Annotated in this window: 10 protein-coding genes and 1 pseudogene; 4 read left to right on the top strand and 7 right to left on the bottom strand. The window is 70.8% G+C overall.

Going from position 1 to position 18,530, the window contains the following annotated elements; genetic code table 11:
• The 6 genes and pseudogenes from ND747_RS14750 to ND747_RS14775 form a co-directional block, all read right to left on the bottom strand.
• Positions 1–1,294 (bottom strand): annotated as a pseudogene (locus tag ND747_RS14750) (zinc ribbon domain-containing protein); the annotation flags it as partial.
• A 372-nt stretch (positions 1,295–1,666) separates the two neighbouring features.
• Complete coding sequence (locus tag ND747_RS14755) at positions 1,667–3,337, bottom strand: Hsp70 family protein (protein ID WP_251734196.1); 1,671 nt, start codon at positions 3,335–3,337, stop codon at positions 1,667–1,669.
• A gap of 83 nt (positions 3,338–3,420) precedes the next feature.
• Positions 3,421–5,529 (bottom strand): hypothetical protein, encoded by a 2,109-nt coding sequence (locus tag ND747_RS14760; RefSeq protein ID WP_251734197.1) that lies wholly within the window; start codon positions 5,527–5,529, stop codon positions 3,421–3,423.
• 67 nt (positions 5,530–5,596) lie between these two features.
• The gene (locus ND747_RS14765) at positions 5,597–6,274 is read right to left on the bottom strand and encodes a Tellurium resistance (RefSeq protein WP_251734198.1); all 678 of its coding nucleotides are present in this window, start codon (positions 6,272–6,274) and stop codon (positions 5,597–5,599) included.
• Positions 6,275–6,537: 263 nt separating this feature from the next.
• Complete coding sequence (locus ND747_RS14770; RefSeq protein ID WP_251734203.1) at positions 6,538–7,722, bottom strand: DUF475 domain-containing protein; 1,185 nt, start codon at positions 7,720–7,722, stop codon at positions 6,538–6,540.
• Positions 7,723–8,012: 290 nt separating this feature from the next.
• Positions 8,013–8,588 carry a TerD family protein gene (locus ND747_RS14775; RefSeq protein WP_251734199.1) on the bottom strand — a complete coding sequence of 192 codons (576 nt, stop codon included), beginning with the start codon at positions 8,586–8,588 and terminating at the stop codon, positions 8,013–8,015.
• A gap of 661 nt (positions 8,589–9,249) precedes the next feature.
• On the opposite strand from ND747_RS14775, the gene ND747_RS14780 reads away from it, so the two are divergent.
• From ND747_RS14780 to glgB, 4 genes are all read left to right on the top strand, one after another.
• The gene (locus ND747_RS14780) at positions 9,250–11,331 is read left to right on the top strand and encodes an alpha-1,4-glucan--maltose-1-phosphate maltosyltransferase (RefSeq protein ID WP_251734204.1); all 2,082 of its coding nucleotides are present in this window, start codon (positions 9,250–9,252) and stop codon (positions 11,329–11,331) included.
• Positions 11,328–13,103 (top strand): maltose alpha-D-glucosyltransferase, encoded by a 1,776-nt coding sequence (treS, locus tag ND747_RS14785; RefSeq protein WP_251734200.1) that lies wholly within the window; start codon positions 11,328–11,330, stop codon positions 13,101–13,103. The genes ND747_RS14780 and treS overlap by 4 nt, the downstream gene beginning before the upstream one ends.
• Before the next feature lie 406 nt (positions 13,104–13,509).
• Positions 13,510–14,913 carry a phosphotransferase gene (locus ND747_RS14790; protein ID WP_251734201.1) on the top strand — a complete coding sequence of 468 codons (1,404 nt, stop codon included), beginning with the start codon at positions 13,510–13,512 and terminating at the stop codon, positions 14,911–14,913.
• A 118-nt stretch (positions 14,914–15,031) separates the two neighbouring features.
• Positions 15,032–17,548: a 1,4-alpha-glucan branching protein GlgB gene (gene glgB / locus ND747_RS14795; RefSeq protein ID WP_251734202.1), complete on the top strand. Its 2,517-nt coding sequence runs from the start codon at positions 15,032–15,034 to the stop codon at positions 17,546–17,548.
• 121 nt (positions 17,549–17,669) lie between these two features.
• Here the strand turns inward: glgB and ND747_RS14800 are convergent.
• A partial coding sequence (locus ND747_RS14800; protein WP_285900547.1) for a tetratricopeptide repeat protein occupies positions 17,670–18,530 on the bottom strand: 861 nt, incomplete at its 5' end.

Consider the following 18,530-nt stretch of genomic DNA (forward strand, 5'->3'; position numbering starts at 1 on the left):
GCCGGCCACCGAGCTCCTCGGCGGCGCCGGCGACCGGCCCGCCGACGGCGACCAGCACCGGATGTGCGGCGGCCAGCAGCTCACCCGCGGTCCGCGGTTGACCGCCCTCGAGGGCTCGACGCACCGCGGCCAGCGCCTCGGCGGCCTCCTTGGCCTGGCGCAGGCTGTGGCCGCAGTGCCGGCAGACCACCGCGGCGGCCTCGGTGAAGGTGCCGCACGACGGGCAGGTGGTGTACAGGTCGGTGTCGCAGTAGCGGCAGTGCTGGGCCGTGCCGGCGGCCTCGGGGCGCCCGCAGCCGGGACAGACCACATAGTCGACGACGCCGCCGACGTTCACCGCGGCGCCGAGCTCCCGGGTGACGCCGAGGACGACCGACTTGGCCTGGGCCGCGGTCAGGCCACGGCCGGTGGCCAGCGCCGCGCGGACCAGGCCCTCGAAGGCGACGGCGGTGAGCTCGCCGTCGAGCACCACGTGCTCCTCGACGGCGGGGCGCAGCTCGTCGGCGGCGTCGGCCAGCAGGCCCACCGTGTAGGCGGCGGGATCGCCTTCGATCAGCCGGGCCCAGACGAGGGCCAGCAGGTCGGCGGTGACCGTCTTCTCCCGGTCGTGCGGGCGGCGGTTGTTGGCCGCCGCGACCGCGGCGTGGGCGGCGCGCAGCCGTTCGGGGGAGGCATCCGGGGTCAGCCCCAGAAACGCCCACAGCGAGGCGCTGGAGACCCGGTCGCCGCCGCGCAGGGCGCGCAGTTCCCCGAGCCGCTGGGCGATCTGGCGACGCACCTCGCTGGGCAGCGGTTCGATGCCGCCGCCGACGCCGTCGACGATGAGCTGTTCGCGCCCGAGCCGGGCGTCGAACTCCGCGGCGGACACGCCCGCGGCCGCGGCGAGCCGGCGCAGCCCCTCGACCCGGGACGCCGGGATGCCGCCGAAGCGTTCGCGCACGGTGGCCAGGTAGCCGTCGACCTTGGCCAGGCGCTCGGCGTCACCGCTGCGCCGGGCGGACAGCACCCGCGCCCGGATCTGCTCGCGCGAGTCCGCCTCACGCAGCGGCTCCTCCCACTCGGCCCGCCGACGCACGAGCTCCGTGGCGAGCGTCGCGTACTTGGCCGAGTTGCGCTCGCGCTGCAGGAACGCCAGAACCCGGACAAGATGCGTGCTGACCTCGGAGTCGGTGTGGCTGACCGTGGGATCGAGGCCGGCGATGAGGAAGGGATCAGCGGTCTCCACCGAGGAGCTCGCCCGCAACGGCGCCAGCACACGCTGGCGGTACCCGCTGCCATCGAACGCCGCGCTCAACGATCCACCTTCGTCCCACCTGCCCGTCGGACCGGTCGGTGACCCGCCCGGCCCCCCCGGGCGCCGAACGCGGTACGCGGAACGGCAGGTCAACCGTTCCACACCCGCAGGCCCACATCCGAGAGTAGTTAGCGACGCCGAGGCAGGGGCCCCGACGTCACGGACATCGCGGTCGGGTTCGGGAGCGGGCGGTGTCGGCGTGCCCGTTCCGCTCGTTCCCGAACCCAACCAGGTGTCCGGGCCAGAACCTTACTGACTTCTCGAACGACGCCCATAAGCGCGGGTGAAGGTGGATTACTACGAATTCGTAACTGTTAGCAGTTTGTTAGTTCGTTAATACTGTTAAGAAGTGCAGGTAGCCGACCCGCAGGATCAGTCACGGCGCTTGAGCAGACTCACCTTGGCCGATTCCGTCGCCCGCATCTCCGCCGAGCCGACACCCGCCCGGACCTGCAGAACCAGTGCGGTGGCGGCACCCTCGTGCGATGCGGTAACCCGGATGGTCTGGTCCGCGGCCATCGCAAAGGTGACCTCGACCGGAGTCCCACGCTGATGGCCCGGCGGAATTCCGGTGATCGCGCCGGCCACGATCACCTTGTTGTCCTCGATCTCCTTGGATTCCGCGGTGGTGCCCTGCTCGAAGACCCGGATATCGACCTCGGCCTGGTCGTCGGTGACCGTGTAGAACGTGCGGACCACCGAGATCGGCAGCGGATCGTTCTGATGGGCAAGGAACGCCGCGACCGGAACTCCGCGGTCCTCGGCGAAGATCCCGAAACCCCTCGATGTGACGTTAGTCACCTTCGTGCGGACCAGGTCGACGACGGACGCGGTCGCGAGCCCCGCCTCGTCGGCGCTGGCCGCGGCCGCCCGCTCGACGTCGGCGTCCTCGGCCGCTTCCAGGTCCTGGTCCGGCCGCAGCGCACCGCTGGCCACCAGATCCGAGTGGACGGCCCGCTCCAGCGCCTTCTTCTGCCCGTACACCGCGGCCCCCTTGGCGACCGCGAGATCCGGATCGACCAGGCGCGAGGTGAGCCCGAAGGACTCCTGCAGGCTGCGCCCGACCATCGGGGTCTTGCTCATTCCACCGACCAGCAGACACAGGTCGATCTGCTCGACGCCCTTCTCCCGCGCCCGGGCCAGCACCGAGCCGGTCAGCTCCAGGGTGCGACGCAGCAGCGGCCCGGTGATCTCCTCGAACGTCGCCCGGGTCACCGGCACGCTCACCCGGTGCCCCTTGTGCACGACGAGGACGTCCACGCTGTCGCGCCCGGAGAGGGCGAGCTTGGCGTCCTCGGCGGCGCTGAGCAGCTCCTGCTCGTCGTAGACGTCGTCGAGAGGATCGCCTGCCGTGGGCTCGGCCTCGGTGAACTTCTGGGCCAGGTACCGGACGAGCTCGTTGTCCCAGTCCGCGCCGCCGAGTTCGTGGTCGCCGTCGGTGGCGACGACCGTGATCGCACCCTCGCTCAGCCGGATGACGGTCGTGTCGAACGTGCCGCCGCCGAGGTCGTAGACCAGCACGGTCGACTCCTCGGCGCCGTCCTGGCCGAACCCGTAGGCGAACGCGGCGGCGGTCGGCTCGTTGATGATGTCGACGACGTTGAGCCCGGCGAGCTCGCCGGCGAGCTTGGTCGCCTTGCGTTCCTCGTCGCCGAAGTAGGCCGGCACCGTGACGACGACATCCGTCACCGGCACACCGGCCGCCCGCTCGGCGTCCGCCACGAGCGCCTTGAGCACCAGGCTCGACACGGCCGCGGCGCTGTACTCGACGTCATGGGCGACGAAACGCCAGTCGGAGGTGCCCATGTGCCGCTTGACCAGCCGGGCGACATCGTCCGGACGGATCCGGGCCTGACGTTTGGCCTGGGTCCCGACCACGAAGGACGTCTCGCCCTCGGTGCCCTCGTCGAACAGCACCACCGACGGTGTCGTCGGTTGCGACTCGATGTTGCGGATCACGTCCGGCCGACCGTACTCGTCGACCTGGGCGATGCAGGAGTAGGTCGTGCCCAGGTCGATCCCGAACACCTTGGTACCCGCCACCGTTTGAACTCTCCCTTTCACACAAGGTCAACATCTCACGCAATGTCAGCGCGGGGTATCCGTCAGCGCAGGCGGGCCACCCGTCAGCGCGCGCGGTAGACCTCGGTCTCCGCAGGCCGCACCACGGTCGTCTCGCCGCGGACGAAGCCGGGCCGGACCGTGCGCGCGATCGTCCCGTCCCGCCCGGGATCGTCGGTGGGCACGCGCCGCACACCCAGATGCCGAGCCGGATCGAAGGTTCCGCCGACAACGGCGGTATAAGGACGCACGTCCACCGCGAAGTCGAGCACCTGAAGCAACTGCTTGCGCAGGATGCCGGCGACGCTCTGTGGATCGTCCGCCCCCAGGCTACCCATCTGGTCGTGCAGTCTGATCAGTCCACGCAGCAGCGGCGCCATTGCCTCGGTCAGCTCACCGGAGCGCAGTCGGCTGTTCTCCGCGTGCAGCCGGTCCACCAGCTCGGCGTCGTGGCGGCGCAGGCGTGCCAGTTCGTCGACCCGGCTGGCCAGCCGTTCCAGTGCCACCGCCTGCACCGCACCGACCGAACCTGCCAACAGATCGACCGCTGCCAGGTCCGTCGGCGGCAGGTCCGTCGGCGGCAGGTCCGGCGCTGGCGGCTCCGCCGTCGGCGCAGCCTGCGGCCAGTCGGTCGCGTGCCCGCCCACCGACTCGGCGTCCTGCGCCCCGATCGCGCCGGCCCCGATCGCATCGATGGGCCCGTCGGCGGCCGGCACGTCCTCGGTGGAGTCCGATGGGAGCGAACCGGCGCCGAACAGCACGGCGGCCGGATCGTCGGGCTCGGGGCCCGGTCCGCCGGACGGCCCGCCGGAGGTCGCCTCGACGACCACCCCCCCGGTGGGACCCCCGGCAAACCCGCGCTCGGCGTAGCCCGTCCCGGTCGGCACTTCCACCTCGTCGGGGGCGCCCACCTCGGCGCCGCCCGGGCCCTCCCCGACGGACCCCCCGTCGCCCACGAACCTGGTCCGGCCCCGGGCGACCGGCACATCATGATCGAAATTCGCACCCCGGTCGTGGTCCGCATCATGGTCTCGGCCGGCGGCATTTCCCTGGTCCTGGCCGGACGAGTCCGAATAGCCGGTCGAGCCGAGACGGCCGAACGAACCCAGGTAGTCACCGGACGAGGCCGAATAGTCACCGGAGGAGGTCGCGAAGTCCTCCGCCGAGTCCCGGTACTCCGCCGAGCCCTGATAGTCGGCGGGGCCGGCGTAGTCGCCATAGCGGTTGGATCCGGGGTACTCGTCGGCGTACCCATCGACATCGCTGCGGACATCGCTGCGGACATCGCTGCGGACATCGCTGCGGGCGTCACCACCCGCGACGCCGTCACCGTACCGGGTGGACGCACCGAGGCCATCCGCATCGTCGGGGTACCGGCGGTAGCCCACACTCGTGCCCGCCGACTCGGCGGTGAAGCCGCGGATGCCCACCGGCACCGACGGCACGTCCCACTCGGACGGGCCGCCCGCGTGGCGGGGGCCGCCGGCCGGCTCGGGCCGCTGCGGCGAACCGCGGTCGTCGTCGACCCGGTCGGCGGCAGTGTCACCCTCCGTGACATCGCGGTGGCTCTCGACCTCGCGGCGATCCACGGAGCCGTCGAAGAAACTGCCGAGACTGGCCGGTTGGCCGGTGGGGCTCCAGGGACGGGGTGCCTGGGCGTGGGTCGACCGGGACTGGTCGAACGGGTCCACCGGTCGTCCCCGGTCCGGCTGGTCCGCCAGGCCCGGATACTCCACCGGACCGGTAGGCGGTGAGACCTCCGGATACCGCGCCTCCACCGGCTGGGCCGGCCCCGAGGGCGACGCCGTACCCATCGGGAATCCCCGAACCAGCGGGGCTGGGCCCAGCGGATCGGGCTGACGCGGATCCGGCCGGTAGGGGTCCGACGCGGTGCCCCCGGATGCCCGGGGATCGACATGACGTGGACGGACGTCGAGTGGGTCGACACCACGCGGGTCGACGCCACGCGGGTCGACATCGTCGTACTCGGGATCCGAAAAATCGGCACCCCGATAATCGGGGCCCTGGCGGTCGGTGCCCAGGGCGTCGGCTCCACGACGATCCGGGTACTCGACCGGGTCGTCCTCCTCCGAGGACCCGGGACGGGTCGGCCCGTTGGGAAACCAGCTCGTCCGCTCGGTGCGTGGGGCGGGGTCGCGGCGTGGCTGGAACATCGGATATCGATCCTCCTCGCCGCCGGGCGGCGGGACCGGGGGGGTCATCGCGAGGTACCGGCGTGTCTCACTTACGGCCGGCGGTCCAGTTCAGTCCCCATCCATATGCCTGGTCGAGGTCACGGTGCCCGCTGACATACCGGACCTCACGGCTGACGCTGAAGTCGTTGCCAGTATTCGTCAACAGCGCGATCGCGCACATCCGCGCGCCACCCGCCTGCTCGTCCAGCCGTACCTCGATCGGGGCCCCCTGCGCGGGGGTCAGGGTGACCACGGCGTCGGCCTGATCGAAGGAGGCCACCCCCTCGTAGATGAAGGCGAACACGAGCACCCGGCGGATCTGGGCGATCTGGTTGAGGTTGACGTAGAGGTTCTCACCGCCGGTGGCGGCACCGGTCCGGTCGTCCGCGTCGAGGTTGACGAACGGCGGTGCGTCGAACGAGCCGAACGCGTTGCCGAGCGCCTGGACGACGCCGGAGCGGCCGTCGGACAGCTCGAACAGCGCGGCGAGGTCGAGGTCGATGCCACCGGAGCCCGCGCCGAGCACGCGCTTGAGGAAACCGCCCTTGGGTGCACCGCCCGCGGGGGTCTGGTTCCAGTTCAGGTTCACGTGCAGTCGCCCGCCGCCGCCCTGCTTGCTCAGCGACACGGTCGGAGTGGATTTGGTCAGTGTCACCTTGCTCAGCGACACCGGGCCGGAACCGGCCGGTGGCGTGGCCGGACGCTTGGAGTAGTCGATGCCCATGGGTCCGCTCCCTCGCGGTCGCCGGGTCCCTGCGCGGTCGCCGGGCGCCTACGCGGGTTCCGGAAGTCTGTCGGATCACTGGATGCTCCCGACGATGTCACATCCGTTGCCTGCTGCTCCAGGCTCTGTCCGTCGTCCCACGGACAGAGCCGTCCCACGAAGCAGTGCGGTCGTGCCGGCCGTGCCCTCGTCCCGAGCAGTGCCGTCGTACCAGGTGGTGTGGTGCCGTCGTACCAGGTGACACGCAGGTGCAGGCAGTGTGGTTACAGCGGGGCCGCGGCCGGCTCACGGGACTTGTCGGGCTCGTCGCCGTGGCCGGCGTCGTCGCCCGCCGCGGCGGCCTCCCTGCGCCGGTGTCGGATGGAGGACACCAGGGCCAGGCCGATGAAGGCGACACCGACGAGGCCGGTGACGATCTCCGGAACCTCGGTCTCGATCGAGACGGCCAGAATGATCGCCAGCGCGCCGATCGCGTAGTGCGCACCATGCTCGAGGTAGATGTACTCGGACAGGGTGCCGCGACGAACCAGATACACGGTCAGCGACCGGATGTACATGGCGCCGATGCCGAGGCCGGCGGCGATGACGAAGATGTTCTGGGAGATCGCGAACGCCCCGACGACCCCGTCGAACGAGAACGAGGCGTCGATGACCTCCAGGTAGAGGAACAGGAACACGGCGGCCCGGCCGGTGGCGAGCACCAGCTTGGACGACCCGCCGGTCCGGGCGGGAGCGGCCGTGTCGGCGGTCGCCACGCCACGTCCGACGGCGCTGTCGTCGCCAGCATCCTCGGTGTCCTCGTCCTCCTCCCCGATCCCCTGCGACTCGAAGAACTCCCCGAGGCCACGCACCGCCAGGTAGGTGGCCATGCCGGCGACACCGGCGGTGAGCACCTGCTGGGTGTTGTCACCGGAAAAGGCCTCGCCGACGACGAGCAGCGAGACGAGCGCGATCACGATCGGAAGCACGTCCAGCTGGCCGGCCCGGCGCAGCGGCTCCTCCAGCTTCTTGATCCACTGGATGTCACGCTCGCCGTCGAACATGAAGTCCAGAAAGATCATGAACAGGAAGATCCCACCGAACGCGGCAATCGCCGGATGCGCGTTCCCGAGCTTGTCCGCGTACTGCGCGCTGTCGTTGAGCGCCAGGTCGAACACGTCGACCGGGTTCAGATGCGCGGTCAGTGCCACGATCACGATCGGGAACAGCAGCCGCATGCCGAACACGGCGATGAGCACACCGAGCGTCAGGAAGATCTTCTGCCACCACTCGCTCATCCGCCGCAGGATCGTCGCGTTGATCACTGCGTTGTCGAAGGAGAGGCTGATCTCCAGGATCGCGAGGATGGCCACGATGGCCGCGTCCCGGGGGCCACCGAGCACCCCGGCCGCGGCCACCCCCACTGCGGTTATTGCAAAGGACCATCCGAAGATCCGCAAGGCGTGCACGCCCATCAACACCTTTCCGGACCGATCGCCAGACCACGGTCACCCGGTCACACCGCGCGGGCGGATCCGCGGTCCGTCGGATCCGCCGGGTCGCTCGAAATCACCGGAGACCGCGTCGATCACGAGGCCATCGGCCCCAATCGGCGGTCGACGGCATCGTAGCCGCTCACCAGGGGTGCGCGGCCTGACAAATGGGCTACACCGGAGCCAACTCGCTGGGCGCCAGCAGCATGTGATCGGGGCTCGGCGCTCGGCCGGGCCCCGACGTTCGGTCAGACGTCGATGTTCGGTCAGACGTTGACGCCGAAGTCGCGGGCGATGCCGGCAAGGCCCGAGGCGTAGCCCTGACCGACGGCGCGGAACTTCCAGTCGCTGCCGTGCCGGTAGACCTCGCCGAAGACCATCGCGGTCTCGGTGGAGGCGTCCTCGGTGAGGTCGTAGCGGGCGATCTCGGTACCACCCGTGCCGTTGACCACGCGAATGAAGGCGTTGCGGACCTGGCCGAAGTTCTGCTGGCGGGACTCCGCGTCATAGATCGACACCGGAAACACGATCTTGTCGATCTCGGTGGGCAGCGAGGTGAGGTTCACCGTGATCGCCTCGTCGTCGCCCTCGCCCTCACCGGTGAGGTTGTCACCCTGGTGCGCGATGGCCCCGTCCGGGCTCTTGAGGTTGTTGAAGAAGATGAAGTACCCGTCCGAGACGACCTTGCCGTCGGCCCGGCAGGCGATGGCACTGGCGTCCAGGTCGAAGTCGGCGCCGGTCGTGCTGCGCACGTCCCAGCCCAGCCCGACCAGGATGCTGGTCAGGCCGGGGGCCTCCTTGGACAGCGAGACGTTGCCGCCCTTGCTGAGACTTACTCCCACAGTTCTTTCTCCTCCCACGTACGCCGACCACCGTCGACGCTCGGACAGCTGCGATGTGTTTACTTTTTGGTCACGCGGTGCGATGGTGCGACCCGGGCGCCGGCAGCCTACTGCCGGGCGCGAGCGCCCCCGTGCGACCGCACCCGGGTACACCACGCGCGCCGGTGCCGGGGCCGGCCGTACGGACACCCGTCTGCACAGGTGCCCGTCAGCGCAGGTGTCCCCTCGGCGCGTGTGCACTGCGGGACGAACGGGCGCGGTGCGAGGTTCCCGGTCGCCCCCCGAAGAGATTGGTCACGTGGCTGTAACACGCGGGGGCGCCGTAACACGACTGGAAACTCGGCCCGCGACCCAACGGACCCATCCACACCGTGCGCCCAACGCCCGAGCACCGCCGGCGGGCGGCACCAGACCGTCCAGTGGCACCGGTCTGGCCGCGAAAGTCCACGCCGAACCACACAACAGACGCGGTTCGGACGTTCGTGGGCACGGCAACCGGGGAACATCGGCAGCAGTGCAGACCATCCGGACGGTGCAGACCGACCCACCTCGATGCCAACAATCACCCACGCGATGGTCGCGGGCAGTTCACGTAGAGGTGTCGCTATTCGCCACGTGCAGGGCGGACCATTGAGGCGTGGTTCGTCTGGATAAGGTCGCCATGATGATCGGACGTTCAGTAGGCCGGGTTGTCATCTCTGACGTGACCCCGGTCGTGTCGTGCGGCCAGTGGCCCGCGCGCGCGGTCGTGGGCGAGGAAATTACCGTGGGCGCGACCGTCTTCCGGGAGGGTCACGATCTCATCGGTGCGAACGTGGTGCTGTCCGGGCCGGACGGTCAGGGCACGCCCTACGTGCCGATGCGGGTGGTCGGCGCGGGCACCGACCGCTTCGAGGCGGAGATCACCGTGGGCGGAAGTGGCCTGTGGGGGTTCCGCGTCGAGGCGTGGGCGGATCCCGTCGCCACCTGGCGACACGGAATCGAGCTGAAGGTCGGCGCGGGACAGAGCGCCGACGAACTCGCCGTCGACTTCGAGGACGGTGCGCGCCTGCTGCTGCGGGCGCTGCCGGGCGTGCCGGAGGGACGCCGGGCGGAGATCGCCCGCGCGGTCGCCGTGCTGCGCGACGACACCCTCGATGATCCCCGTGACCGGATCGCCGCGGTGCTCGACGCGCGCCTGGTGAGCCTGCTCAGTGCGTTCCCGCTGCGTGAGCTGGTCACCCGTTCGCCGCTGTACCGGGTCTGGGTCGACCGGCCCAGGGCGCTCTACGGCAGCTGGTACGAGCTGTTCCCGCGCTCGGAGGGTGCCACCCTCGACCCGCCACGCTCCGGGACGTTCCTGAGCGCCGCCGAGCGGCTGCCCGCAGTCGCGGCGATGGGCTTCGACGTGGTCTACCTGCCACCGATCCATCCGATCGGCGAGGTCAACCGCAAGGGTCCGAACAACACCCTCACCCCGGGTGCGGACGACCCGGGCTCGCCGTGGGCGATCGGCAGCGAGCACGGTGGCCACGACGCCGTGCACCCCGACCTCGGCACGATCGAGGACTTCGACCTGTTCGTCGCCCGCGCCCACTCGCTCGGGATGGAGATCGCCCTCGATCTCGCCCTGCAGTGCGCGCCGGACCATCCGTGGGCCAAGCGGCACCCGGAGTGGTTCGTCGTGCGCAGTGACGGCTCGATCGCGTACGCCGAGAACCCGCCGAAAAAGTACCAGGACATCTACCCGCTGAACTTCGACGCGGACCCGAACGGTCTCTACCAGGAGATCCTGCGGGTGGTCCGGTACTGGACCGGGCACGGAGTGCGCATCTTCCGTGTCGACAATCCCCACACCAAGCCGGTCGAGTTCTGGGAATGGCTCATCGGCCAGGTGAAGGCGACCGAACCGGACGTGCTTTTCCTCGCCGAGGCGTTCACCCGGCCGGCGATGATGCACACTCTGGCCAAGGTCGGTTTCACCCAGTCGTACACCTACTTCACCTGGCGCAACGAGAAGTGGGAACTGGAGGAGTACGCGACCGAACTGGTCGCCGCCGCCCACTACATGCGGCCGAACTTCTTCGTCAACACCCCGGACATCCTGCCCGCCTACCTGCAGGACGGTGGGCCGGCGGCGTTCCGGATCCGGGCGGCGCTCGCGGCGACGCTGTCGCCGACCTGGGGCGTCTACGCCGGGTACGAGCTGTACGAGAACGCGGTGTTCCGCCCGGGCGGCGAGGAGTACCTGGACTCCGAGAAGTACCAGTACCGGCCGCGAGACTGGGCCGGGGCCGAGGCGGCCGGGCTCTCGCTCGCGCCGTACCTGACCCGGCTCAACCAGATCCGCCGGGCCCACCCCGCCCTGCACTGGCTGCGCAACCTGCACCTGCACCATGCCGACGGCGAGCAGATCATGGTCTACTCCAAGCAGCTGCCCGCCACCGATGCCGCCACCGGCGTCCCGGTGACCGGCCCGTCGTCCGGTGGCGGCCCGGCCAGCGCCGCCTTCACGGGTGGCGGCTCCGCGGGTGGCGGCTCCGCGGGAGACACGGTGATCGTCGTCGTCAACCTGGATCCGCATCAGGCCCACGAGACCACCGTGCGCCTCGACATGCCCGCACTCGGTTTCGACTGGCATGACACGCTCGAGGTCACCGACGAGATCACCGGGGCGACCTACCAGTGGGGTCGAGACAACTACGTCCGGTTGGACCCGGCGCTGGAGCCCGCCCACATCTTCACCGTGCGGCCACGGTCATGACGGACGAACTCGACGACACCGGGGCCTCCGAGATCACGATCGTCAACACCGAGCCGGAACCGCTGAGCGAGCCGATCCGCGCCGACTCCCCGGGGCCGACGCCGTCCGGTCCGGTCGGCGAGACCGCCCGTGACCCGCACTGGTACAAGCGCGCGGTGTTCTACGAGGTGCTGATCCGCGGCTTCGCCGATTCCAACGGTGACGGCACCGGGGACATCCGCGGCCTGATCTCCAAACTCGACTATCTCGAGTGGCTCGGCGTCGACTGCCTGTGGCTGTTGCCGATCTATTCGTCGCCGCTGCGCGACGGCGGCTATGACATCGCCGACTACTTCCAGGTCCTGCCCGAGTTCGGCGATCTGGGTGATTTCGTCGCACTTGTCGACGAGGCCCACCGGCGCGGCATCCGGATCATCGCCGACCTGGTGATGAACCACACCTCGGACGCGCATCCGTGGTTCCAGGCGTCCCGCTCGGATCCGGACGGCCCCTACGGCGACTTCTACGTCTGGTCCGACACCGACACCCGCTATCCGGAAGCCCGGATCATCTTCGTCGACACCGAGAAGTCGAACTGGTCCTGGGACCCGGTGCGCGGCCAGTACTACTGGCACCGGTTCTTCTCCCACCAGCCCGACCTGAACTATGACAACCCGGATGTCCAGGAGGCGATGCTCGAGGTCCTGCGGTTCTGGCTGGACCTCGGCATCGACGGGTTCCGCCTCGACGCGGTGCCCTACCTGTACGTGCGGGACAACACCAACGGCGAGAACCTGCCCGAGACGCACGAGTACCTGCGCCGGGTCCGCAAGGAGGTCGACGCCAAGTACGCCGACCGGGTGCTGCTCGCCGAGGCCAACCAGTGGCCCTCCGACGTCGTCGAGTACTTCGGCGCCGACGACGAGTGCCACATGGCGTTCCACTTCCCGCTGATGCCGCGCATCTTCATGGCGGTCCGGCGCGAGTCGCGTTACCCGATCTCGGAGATCCTGGCGCAGACCCCGCAGATTCCGACGAACTGCCAGTGGGGCATCTTCCTGCGCAACCACGACGAGCTCACCCTCGAGATGGTCACCGACGACGAGCGTGACTACATGTGGGCGGAGTACGCCAAGGACCCCCGGATGAAGGCGAACATCGGCATCCGCCGCCGGCTGGCGCCGCTGCTGGACAACAGCCGCGACCAGATGGAGCTGTTCACCGCGCTGCTGCTGTCGCTGCCGGGTTCCCCGGTGCTCTACTACGGCGACGAGATCGGCATGGGCGACAACATCTATCTCGGCGACCGCGACAGCGTCCGCACGCCGATGCAGTGGTCGCCCGACCGCAACGCCGGCTTCTCCACCTCCGACCCGGCCCGGCTCTACCTGCCACTGATCATGGACCCGGTGTACGGCTACCAGGGGCTCAACGTCGAGGCCGGGCAGCGTACCCAGACCTCGTTCCTGTCCTGGACGAGACGGATGATCGAGGTGCGCAAGCGCCACCCCGTCTTCGGCCTGGGCAGCTTCGAGGAACTGGGCGCGTCCAACCCCTCGGTGTTCGCCTACGTCCGCGAGTTCGGCGACGACAGTGTGCTGTGCGTGGCGAACCTGTCACGCTTCGCCCAGCCAGTGGAGCTGGACCTGCGCCGGTTCGAGGGAATGGTGCCCGTCGAGCTGCTGGGCCGGGTGCACTTCCCGCCGATCGGGGACCTGCCGTACCTGCTGACCCTGCCAGGTCACGGACATTACTGGTTCGCACTGACCAGACCGGGGGAGTTCACTCCCTGAGGCCTGTTCGTGTTCCGTCCGTCGGCCCGGGTGATGTTCGTGCGATCGCCCGGGCCTGCCCGATCAACCGTCCTGCACCGGTCCCCCGCTCCCCGTCCGACCGCCGCCCGCCCGTCGATTCCGCTGTTCGTCCGCCGATTCCGCGGTCTGTCCGGTGTACCCGGCCCCTACGGCGTGCCCGGTCGCCCCGGCGGATGCCGGCCCGGCGCCCGGCGCCGGACATGGGCCGTCGACGGCGGGGTCCGGCCGGCGGATGGTGGGGAGGCAGGCGAGGACGGCGGTGAGGACGGTCCGGACCGGTGTTGGTGCGCTGTGTAGGCGTAGTACGGACAAGGAAAGGTATTTTCGGGATATTCGACGTTAGGTGCAATGATGATCGTCGACTGCGGGCACCGGGAGGCCGGGGATGGGTGACCACCATGGCGAACTGAGCGGCCTGTTGGCGGACTGGCTGCCTCGGCAGCGCTGGTTCGCCGGGAAGGGCCGTGCCGGCGGCCGAGTACGGATCCACCGGGACCTCGTCGTCGGCGAGCCACTGCGCCTGCTGGTCGTCGAGGTCGACTACGACCGTGGCCCCGCCGAGTACTACCAGGTCCCGCTGGTACTGCGGACCGACGCGCCGCACGGCCACGAGGGCTTCCTGCTCGGCGAGTGCGGGGGCGGGCTGGTGTACGACGGGCTGGCCGACCCGCGCGGCGCCGCCGTGCTGCTGGAGTTCCTCGCCCGCGCCGTCCACCGCGACGGCCTCGTCGCCGAACGGGTGCCGGCGCCGGACGACGACACCCGGGTGCCGCTGGTCGATCTGCCCGCCGCCCCGGTGGGCGCCGAGCAGTCCAACTCGTCGATCGTCTACGGGGACGCGTACATCCTCAAGGTGTTCCGCCGGCTGTGGCCCGGCGAGAACCCCGACCTCGAGGTCACCCGGGCGTTGGCATCCGCCGGCAGCTCCCACGTCGCCGCCCCCGTCGCCTGGTACTCCGGAACGGTCGAGGGCGTCCCGACCACGTTCGGATTTCTGCAGGAGTACCTGCGCAGCGGCAGCGAGGGCTGGCGGCTGGCGCTGGCCAGCGTGCGTGACCTGTATGCCGAGGCGGACCTGCGCGCCGACGAGGTCGGGGGCGACTTCTCCGCCGAATCCGAACGGCTCGGTGCCGCCACCGCCGAGGTCCACGCCGATCTCGCCCGCGTCCTGCCGACCCGCTCGCCGACCTCGACCGACCTGCGTGATCTGGCCGCCTACCTGCACGGACGCCTGGACGCCGCGCTCGAAGGGGTGGACGCGCTGGGTCCGCATGCGACCGCGGTGCGGGCCGCCTACGACGTGCTCGCGGACGTCTCGCCGGCGGTCGCGCACCCCCGTCCCTTCCAACGTCTGCACGGCGACCTGCACCTCGGCCAGGTGCTGCGGGTCGACTCCGGCTGGGTGCTGTTCGACTTCGAGGGTGAACCGGCCCGGCCGGTCGCCGACCGTACCGGCCTGGAGTCCCCGCTGCGCGACGTCGCCGGGATGCTGCGTTCGTTCGACTACGCGGCCCGGTCCCTGCAGCTCGAGCGGCCCGACGAACCCGCGTTGGTGACCCGCGCGCAGGAATGGGCACAGCGCAACCGGGACGCGTTCTGCCGGGGCTATGCGAGCACCGCCGGTCGCGACCCGCGCGACGACATGACCGTGCTGCGCGCCCTGGAACTCGACAAGGCCGTCTACGAGGTGCTGTACGAGGCCCGGCACCGGCCGGGCTGGGTGCGGATCCCACTGTCCGCGATCACCCGGCTCACCGAGATCGCCACGCCGGCAGCACCCGCCGGCTAGCCCTCGCCCAGGCCCCGTCCCCCGGGCCGGCCCCGAACCCGGCCAGCCGGGCCGGGCCCGTCCGAACCGTCCACCAGATCACCCGATCCCCCACGCGGAGAGAGGCAGGGGTGTCCCCGTGAACAACGGCGACGTCAACAACGGCACGGCGCGAACGGGACGCCGCGGCGCCGAGCGTGCCGGCGGCTGGCTGGCCCCCACCGGCCCCGCCGCACCGGCCGGCCCCGATGCGTCGATCCGCGACCGGGAGGGCCGGGTGGCCCTGGCCGATCGCGCGCCCGAGCGGTTCACCCACCCCGGCGAGCCGCCGGTCCCCACGACCGAAAGAGCCGAGACGGTGCCTGCGGCCGAGACCACCCAGCCGACCCAGTCCACCGGCGCGGACAGCCCGGCCCCGGTGGCCGAGCCGCCGTCGCTGACCGTGCCCCAGCCGGAGCTGGACCGGCTCGTGGCCGGCACCCATCACGACCCGCACGCGCTGCTCGGCGCCCATCCGTCCGGCGAGGCGACGGTGGTGCGGATCCTGCGCCCGGACGCGAGCGCCGTCGCGCTGCTGGTCGGCGACGAGCGCCACCGGGCCACCCGGCTGCACAGCGGCGGGGTGTTCGCCGCCGCGCTGCCCGGCCACCTGCCCGACTACCAGGTCGAGGTGACCTACCCGCACACCACCGTCGTCATCGAGGATCCCTACCGGCATCTGCCGACCCTCGGCGAGATCGACCGGCATCTGATCAGCGAGGGGCGCCACGAGCAGTTGTGGAAGGTCCTCGGCGCCCACCTGCGCACCCTGCACACGCCTGGTGGGACAGCCGTCACCGGCGCCAGTTTCGCGGTGTGGGCACCGTCCGCGCGGGGGGTGCGCCTGGTCGGCGACTTCGACTTCTGGGACGGTCGGGCCTTCCCGATGCGCTCGCTGGGCAGCTGTGGGGTGTGGGAGCTGTTCGTCCCCGGTGCCGGCGCCGGCCTGCGCTACAAGTACGAGATCCTCGGCTTCGACGGCGTCTGGCGGCAGAAGGCCGATCCGATGGCGTTTCGCACCGAGGTACCGCCGGCGACCGCCAGCGTCGTCACCCGGTCGGCCTACACCTGGGACGACCAGGAGTGGCTCGCCCGACGCGCCCGCACCGCCTGGCACGCCGAGCCGATCAGCATCTACGAGGTGCATCTGGGTTCCTGGCGGCGCGGACTGTCCTACCTCGAACTCGCCGAGCAGCTCACCGCCTACGTCCGGGACAACGGTTTCACCCACGTCGAGCTGCTGCCCGTCGCCGAGCACCCCTTCGGCGGCTCCTGGGGCTACCAGGTCTCCGCGTACTACGCCCCGACGGCGCGCTTCGGCAGCCCGGACGAGTTCCGCCACCTCGTCGACGCCCTGCACGCCGCCGGCATCGGCGTGATCGTCGACTGGGTGCCGGCGCACTTTCCCCGGGACGCCTGGGCCCTGGGCCGCTTCGACGGCACCCCCCTGTACGAACACCCCGACCCGCGCCGCGGCGAACAGCCCGACTGGGGCACCTACGTCTTCGACGTGAGCCGGCCCGAGGTGCGCAACTTCCTGGTCGCCAACGCCCTGTACTGGTTCGAGGAGTACCACGTCGACGCACTGCGGGTCGACGCGGTGGCTTCCATGCTGTACCTGGACTACTCCCGCCCCGACGGGCAGTGGCTACCCAACGAGCACGGCGGACGGGAGAACCTCGACGCGGTGGCGTTCCTGCAGGAGACCAACGCGACGGTCTACCGCCGCTTCCCCGGCGCCATGATGATCGCCGAGGAGTCGACCGCCTGGCCCGGCGTCACCCGCCCCACCCACCTCGGCGGGCTCGGCTTCGGCTTCAAATGGAACATGGGCTGGATGCACGACACCCTGGACTACAGCTCCCACCAGCCGGTGCACCGCAGCTTCCACCACCACCAGATGACGTTCTCGATGGTCTACGCCTACTCGGAGAACTTCATCCTGCCGTTCAGCCACGACGAGGTCGTGCACGGCAAGGGTTCGATGCTGCGCCGGATGCCCGGCAACCGCTGGGAGCAGCTGGCGAACCTGCGCGCCCTGTACGCCTACATGTGGGCGCATCCCGGCAAGAAACTGCTGTTCATGGGCAGCGAGTTCGGCCAGGACAACGAGTGGAACGAGGCCGCCTCCCTCGACTGGCCCCTGCTGGCCGAGCCCGGCCACCACGGCGTCGCCACTCTCGTGCGCGACCTCAACGCCCTGTACCGCAGCTCCCCCGAGCTCTACCAGCGAGATGTCGACCCGACCGGCTTCTCCTGGATCGACGCGAACGACACCGGCAACAACGTCTTCTCGTTCCTGCGCTGGGCCGGCCCCGCTGCCGCCGGTGGAGCCGGCGCGAGTCCGGGTACGGAGTCGGGTTCCGGGGCGCTTGCCTGCATCACGAACTTCGCGGGCATCGCCCACCACGGCCACCGGATCGGCCTGCCGTTCCCCGGCCGCTGGCGGGAGGTCCTCAACACCGACAGTCAGCGCTACGGCGGCGCCAACCTCGGCAACCTCGGCGCCGTGTACGCCACCGACCAGCCGTACCACGGCCTGCCGGCGTCCGCTGCGGTGACGCTGCCCGTCCTCGGCGCCGTCTGGCTGCGGCACGACCCCGACCCGGCTACCTGACCTGGGTTTCCCCACCACCAGGTGTCGGCGCGGCGCCGACTCGGCGGTGGTCGTCGGGCCCGGCGCCACCGCGGTGACGGCGCCGGGCCCGACCACAACACCAGGCCGGCGTCCGCGGCCCTCAGAACAGCGCAGCGGCCAGCGACCTGCGGGCGGGAGCGACGGCGGGATCCTCGTCGCCCAGGGCTTGGAAGAGGCCGACCAGGTGGGCCCGGACCTGCTCCCGCTCGGGGCCGGCGGTACGCCGCACCAGGGCGACCAGGTCCGCCAGCGCGCCGGGGGTGTCCCCCTCGGCAAGGCGCAGGTCGGACGCGGCGATCGCAGCCTCCACGTCGGCCGGATCGGCGGCCAGGCGGGCCCGGATCCGGGCCGGGTCGTGGTCGCGCACCCGGCGCAGCAGCTCGGCGCGGGCCAGGCCGATCGCGGCCTCCGGGTCACCCGGTGCCTCGGCGAGACGGAGGCGGTAGGACTCGATCGCCGTGTCGAAGTCACCGTGGGCGAGCGCACTCTCGGCGGCGACCAGGTGCGGGTCCCGCTCGGGAGCGCCATCCCCCGGTGCGCCGCCCTGCGCGCCGCCGGTCGCCTCGGCGACGACGGACAACAGCTGGTCGAGCCAGGCCCGAGCTTCCCGTTCGGGGACCGCGCCGGTGAACTCGCCGATGATCCGCCCGCCGACGACCGCCTTGACCGCCGGGATGCCCTGCACACCGGCCGCCTGGGCGAGCTGCGGGTTGGCGTCGACATCGACCTTCGCGAGGATCCAGCGCCCGCCGTCGGCCACCGCGAGCTTCTCCAGCACCGGGCTGAGCTGCTTGCAGGGGCCACACCACGAGGCCCAGAAGTCGAGCACGACCGGCACCTGCATCGAGCGGTTGATCACGTCCGTGGCGAAGCTCGCCTCGGTCACGTCGATCACCACCGGGCCGGTGGGGGTGCCTGCTGCGGCGGGGGCGCCGGGTGCCGCGCCGGCGGCCCCCGCGGG

Source organism: Frankia sp. R82, assembly GCF_023716925.1.
GTDB lineage: Bacteria > Actinomycetota > Actinomycetes > Frankiales > Frankiaceae > Frankia.

Excerpts from the sequence above, each read along its gene's own strand:
- ND747_RS14760 (WP_251734197.1), bottom strand. The coding sequence starts at position 5,529 with ATGTTCCAGCCACGCCGCGACCCCGCCCCACGCACCGAGCGGACGAGC.
- ND747_RS14765 (WP_251734198.1), bottom strand. The coding sequence starts at position 6,274 with ATGGGCATCGACTACTCCAAGCGTCCGGCCACGCCACCGGCCGGTTCC.
- ND747_RS14780 (WP_251734204.1), top strand. The coding sequence starts at position 9,250 with ATGATGATCGGACGTTCAGTAGGCCGGGTTGTCATCTCTGACGTGACC.
- treS (WP_251734200.1), top strand. The coding sequence starts at position 11,328 with ATGACGGACGAACTCGACGACACCGGGGCCTCCGAGATCACGATCGTC.
- ND747_RS14790 (WP_251734201.1), top strand. The coding sequence starts at position 13,510 with ATGGGTGACCACCATGGCGAACTGAGCGGCCTGTTGGCGGACTGGCTG.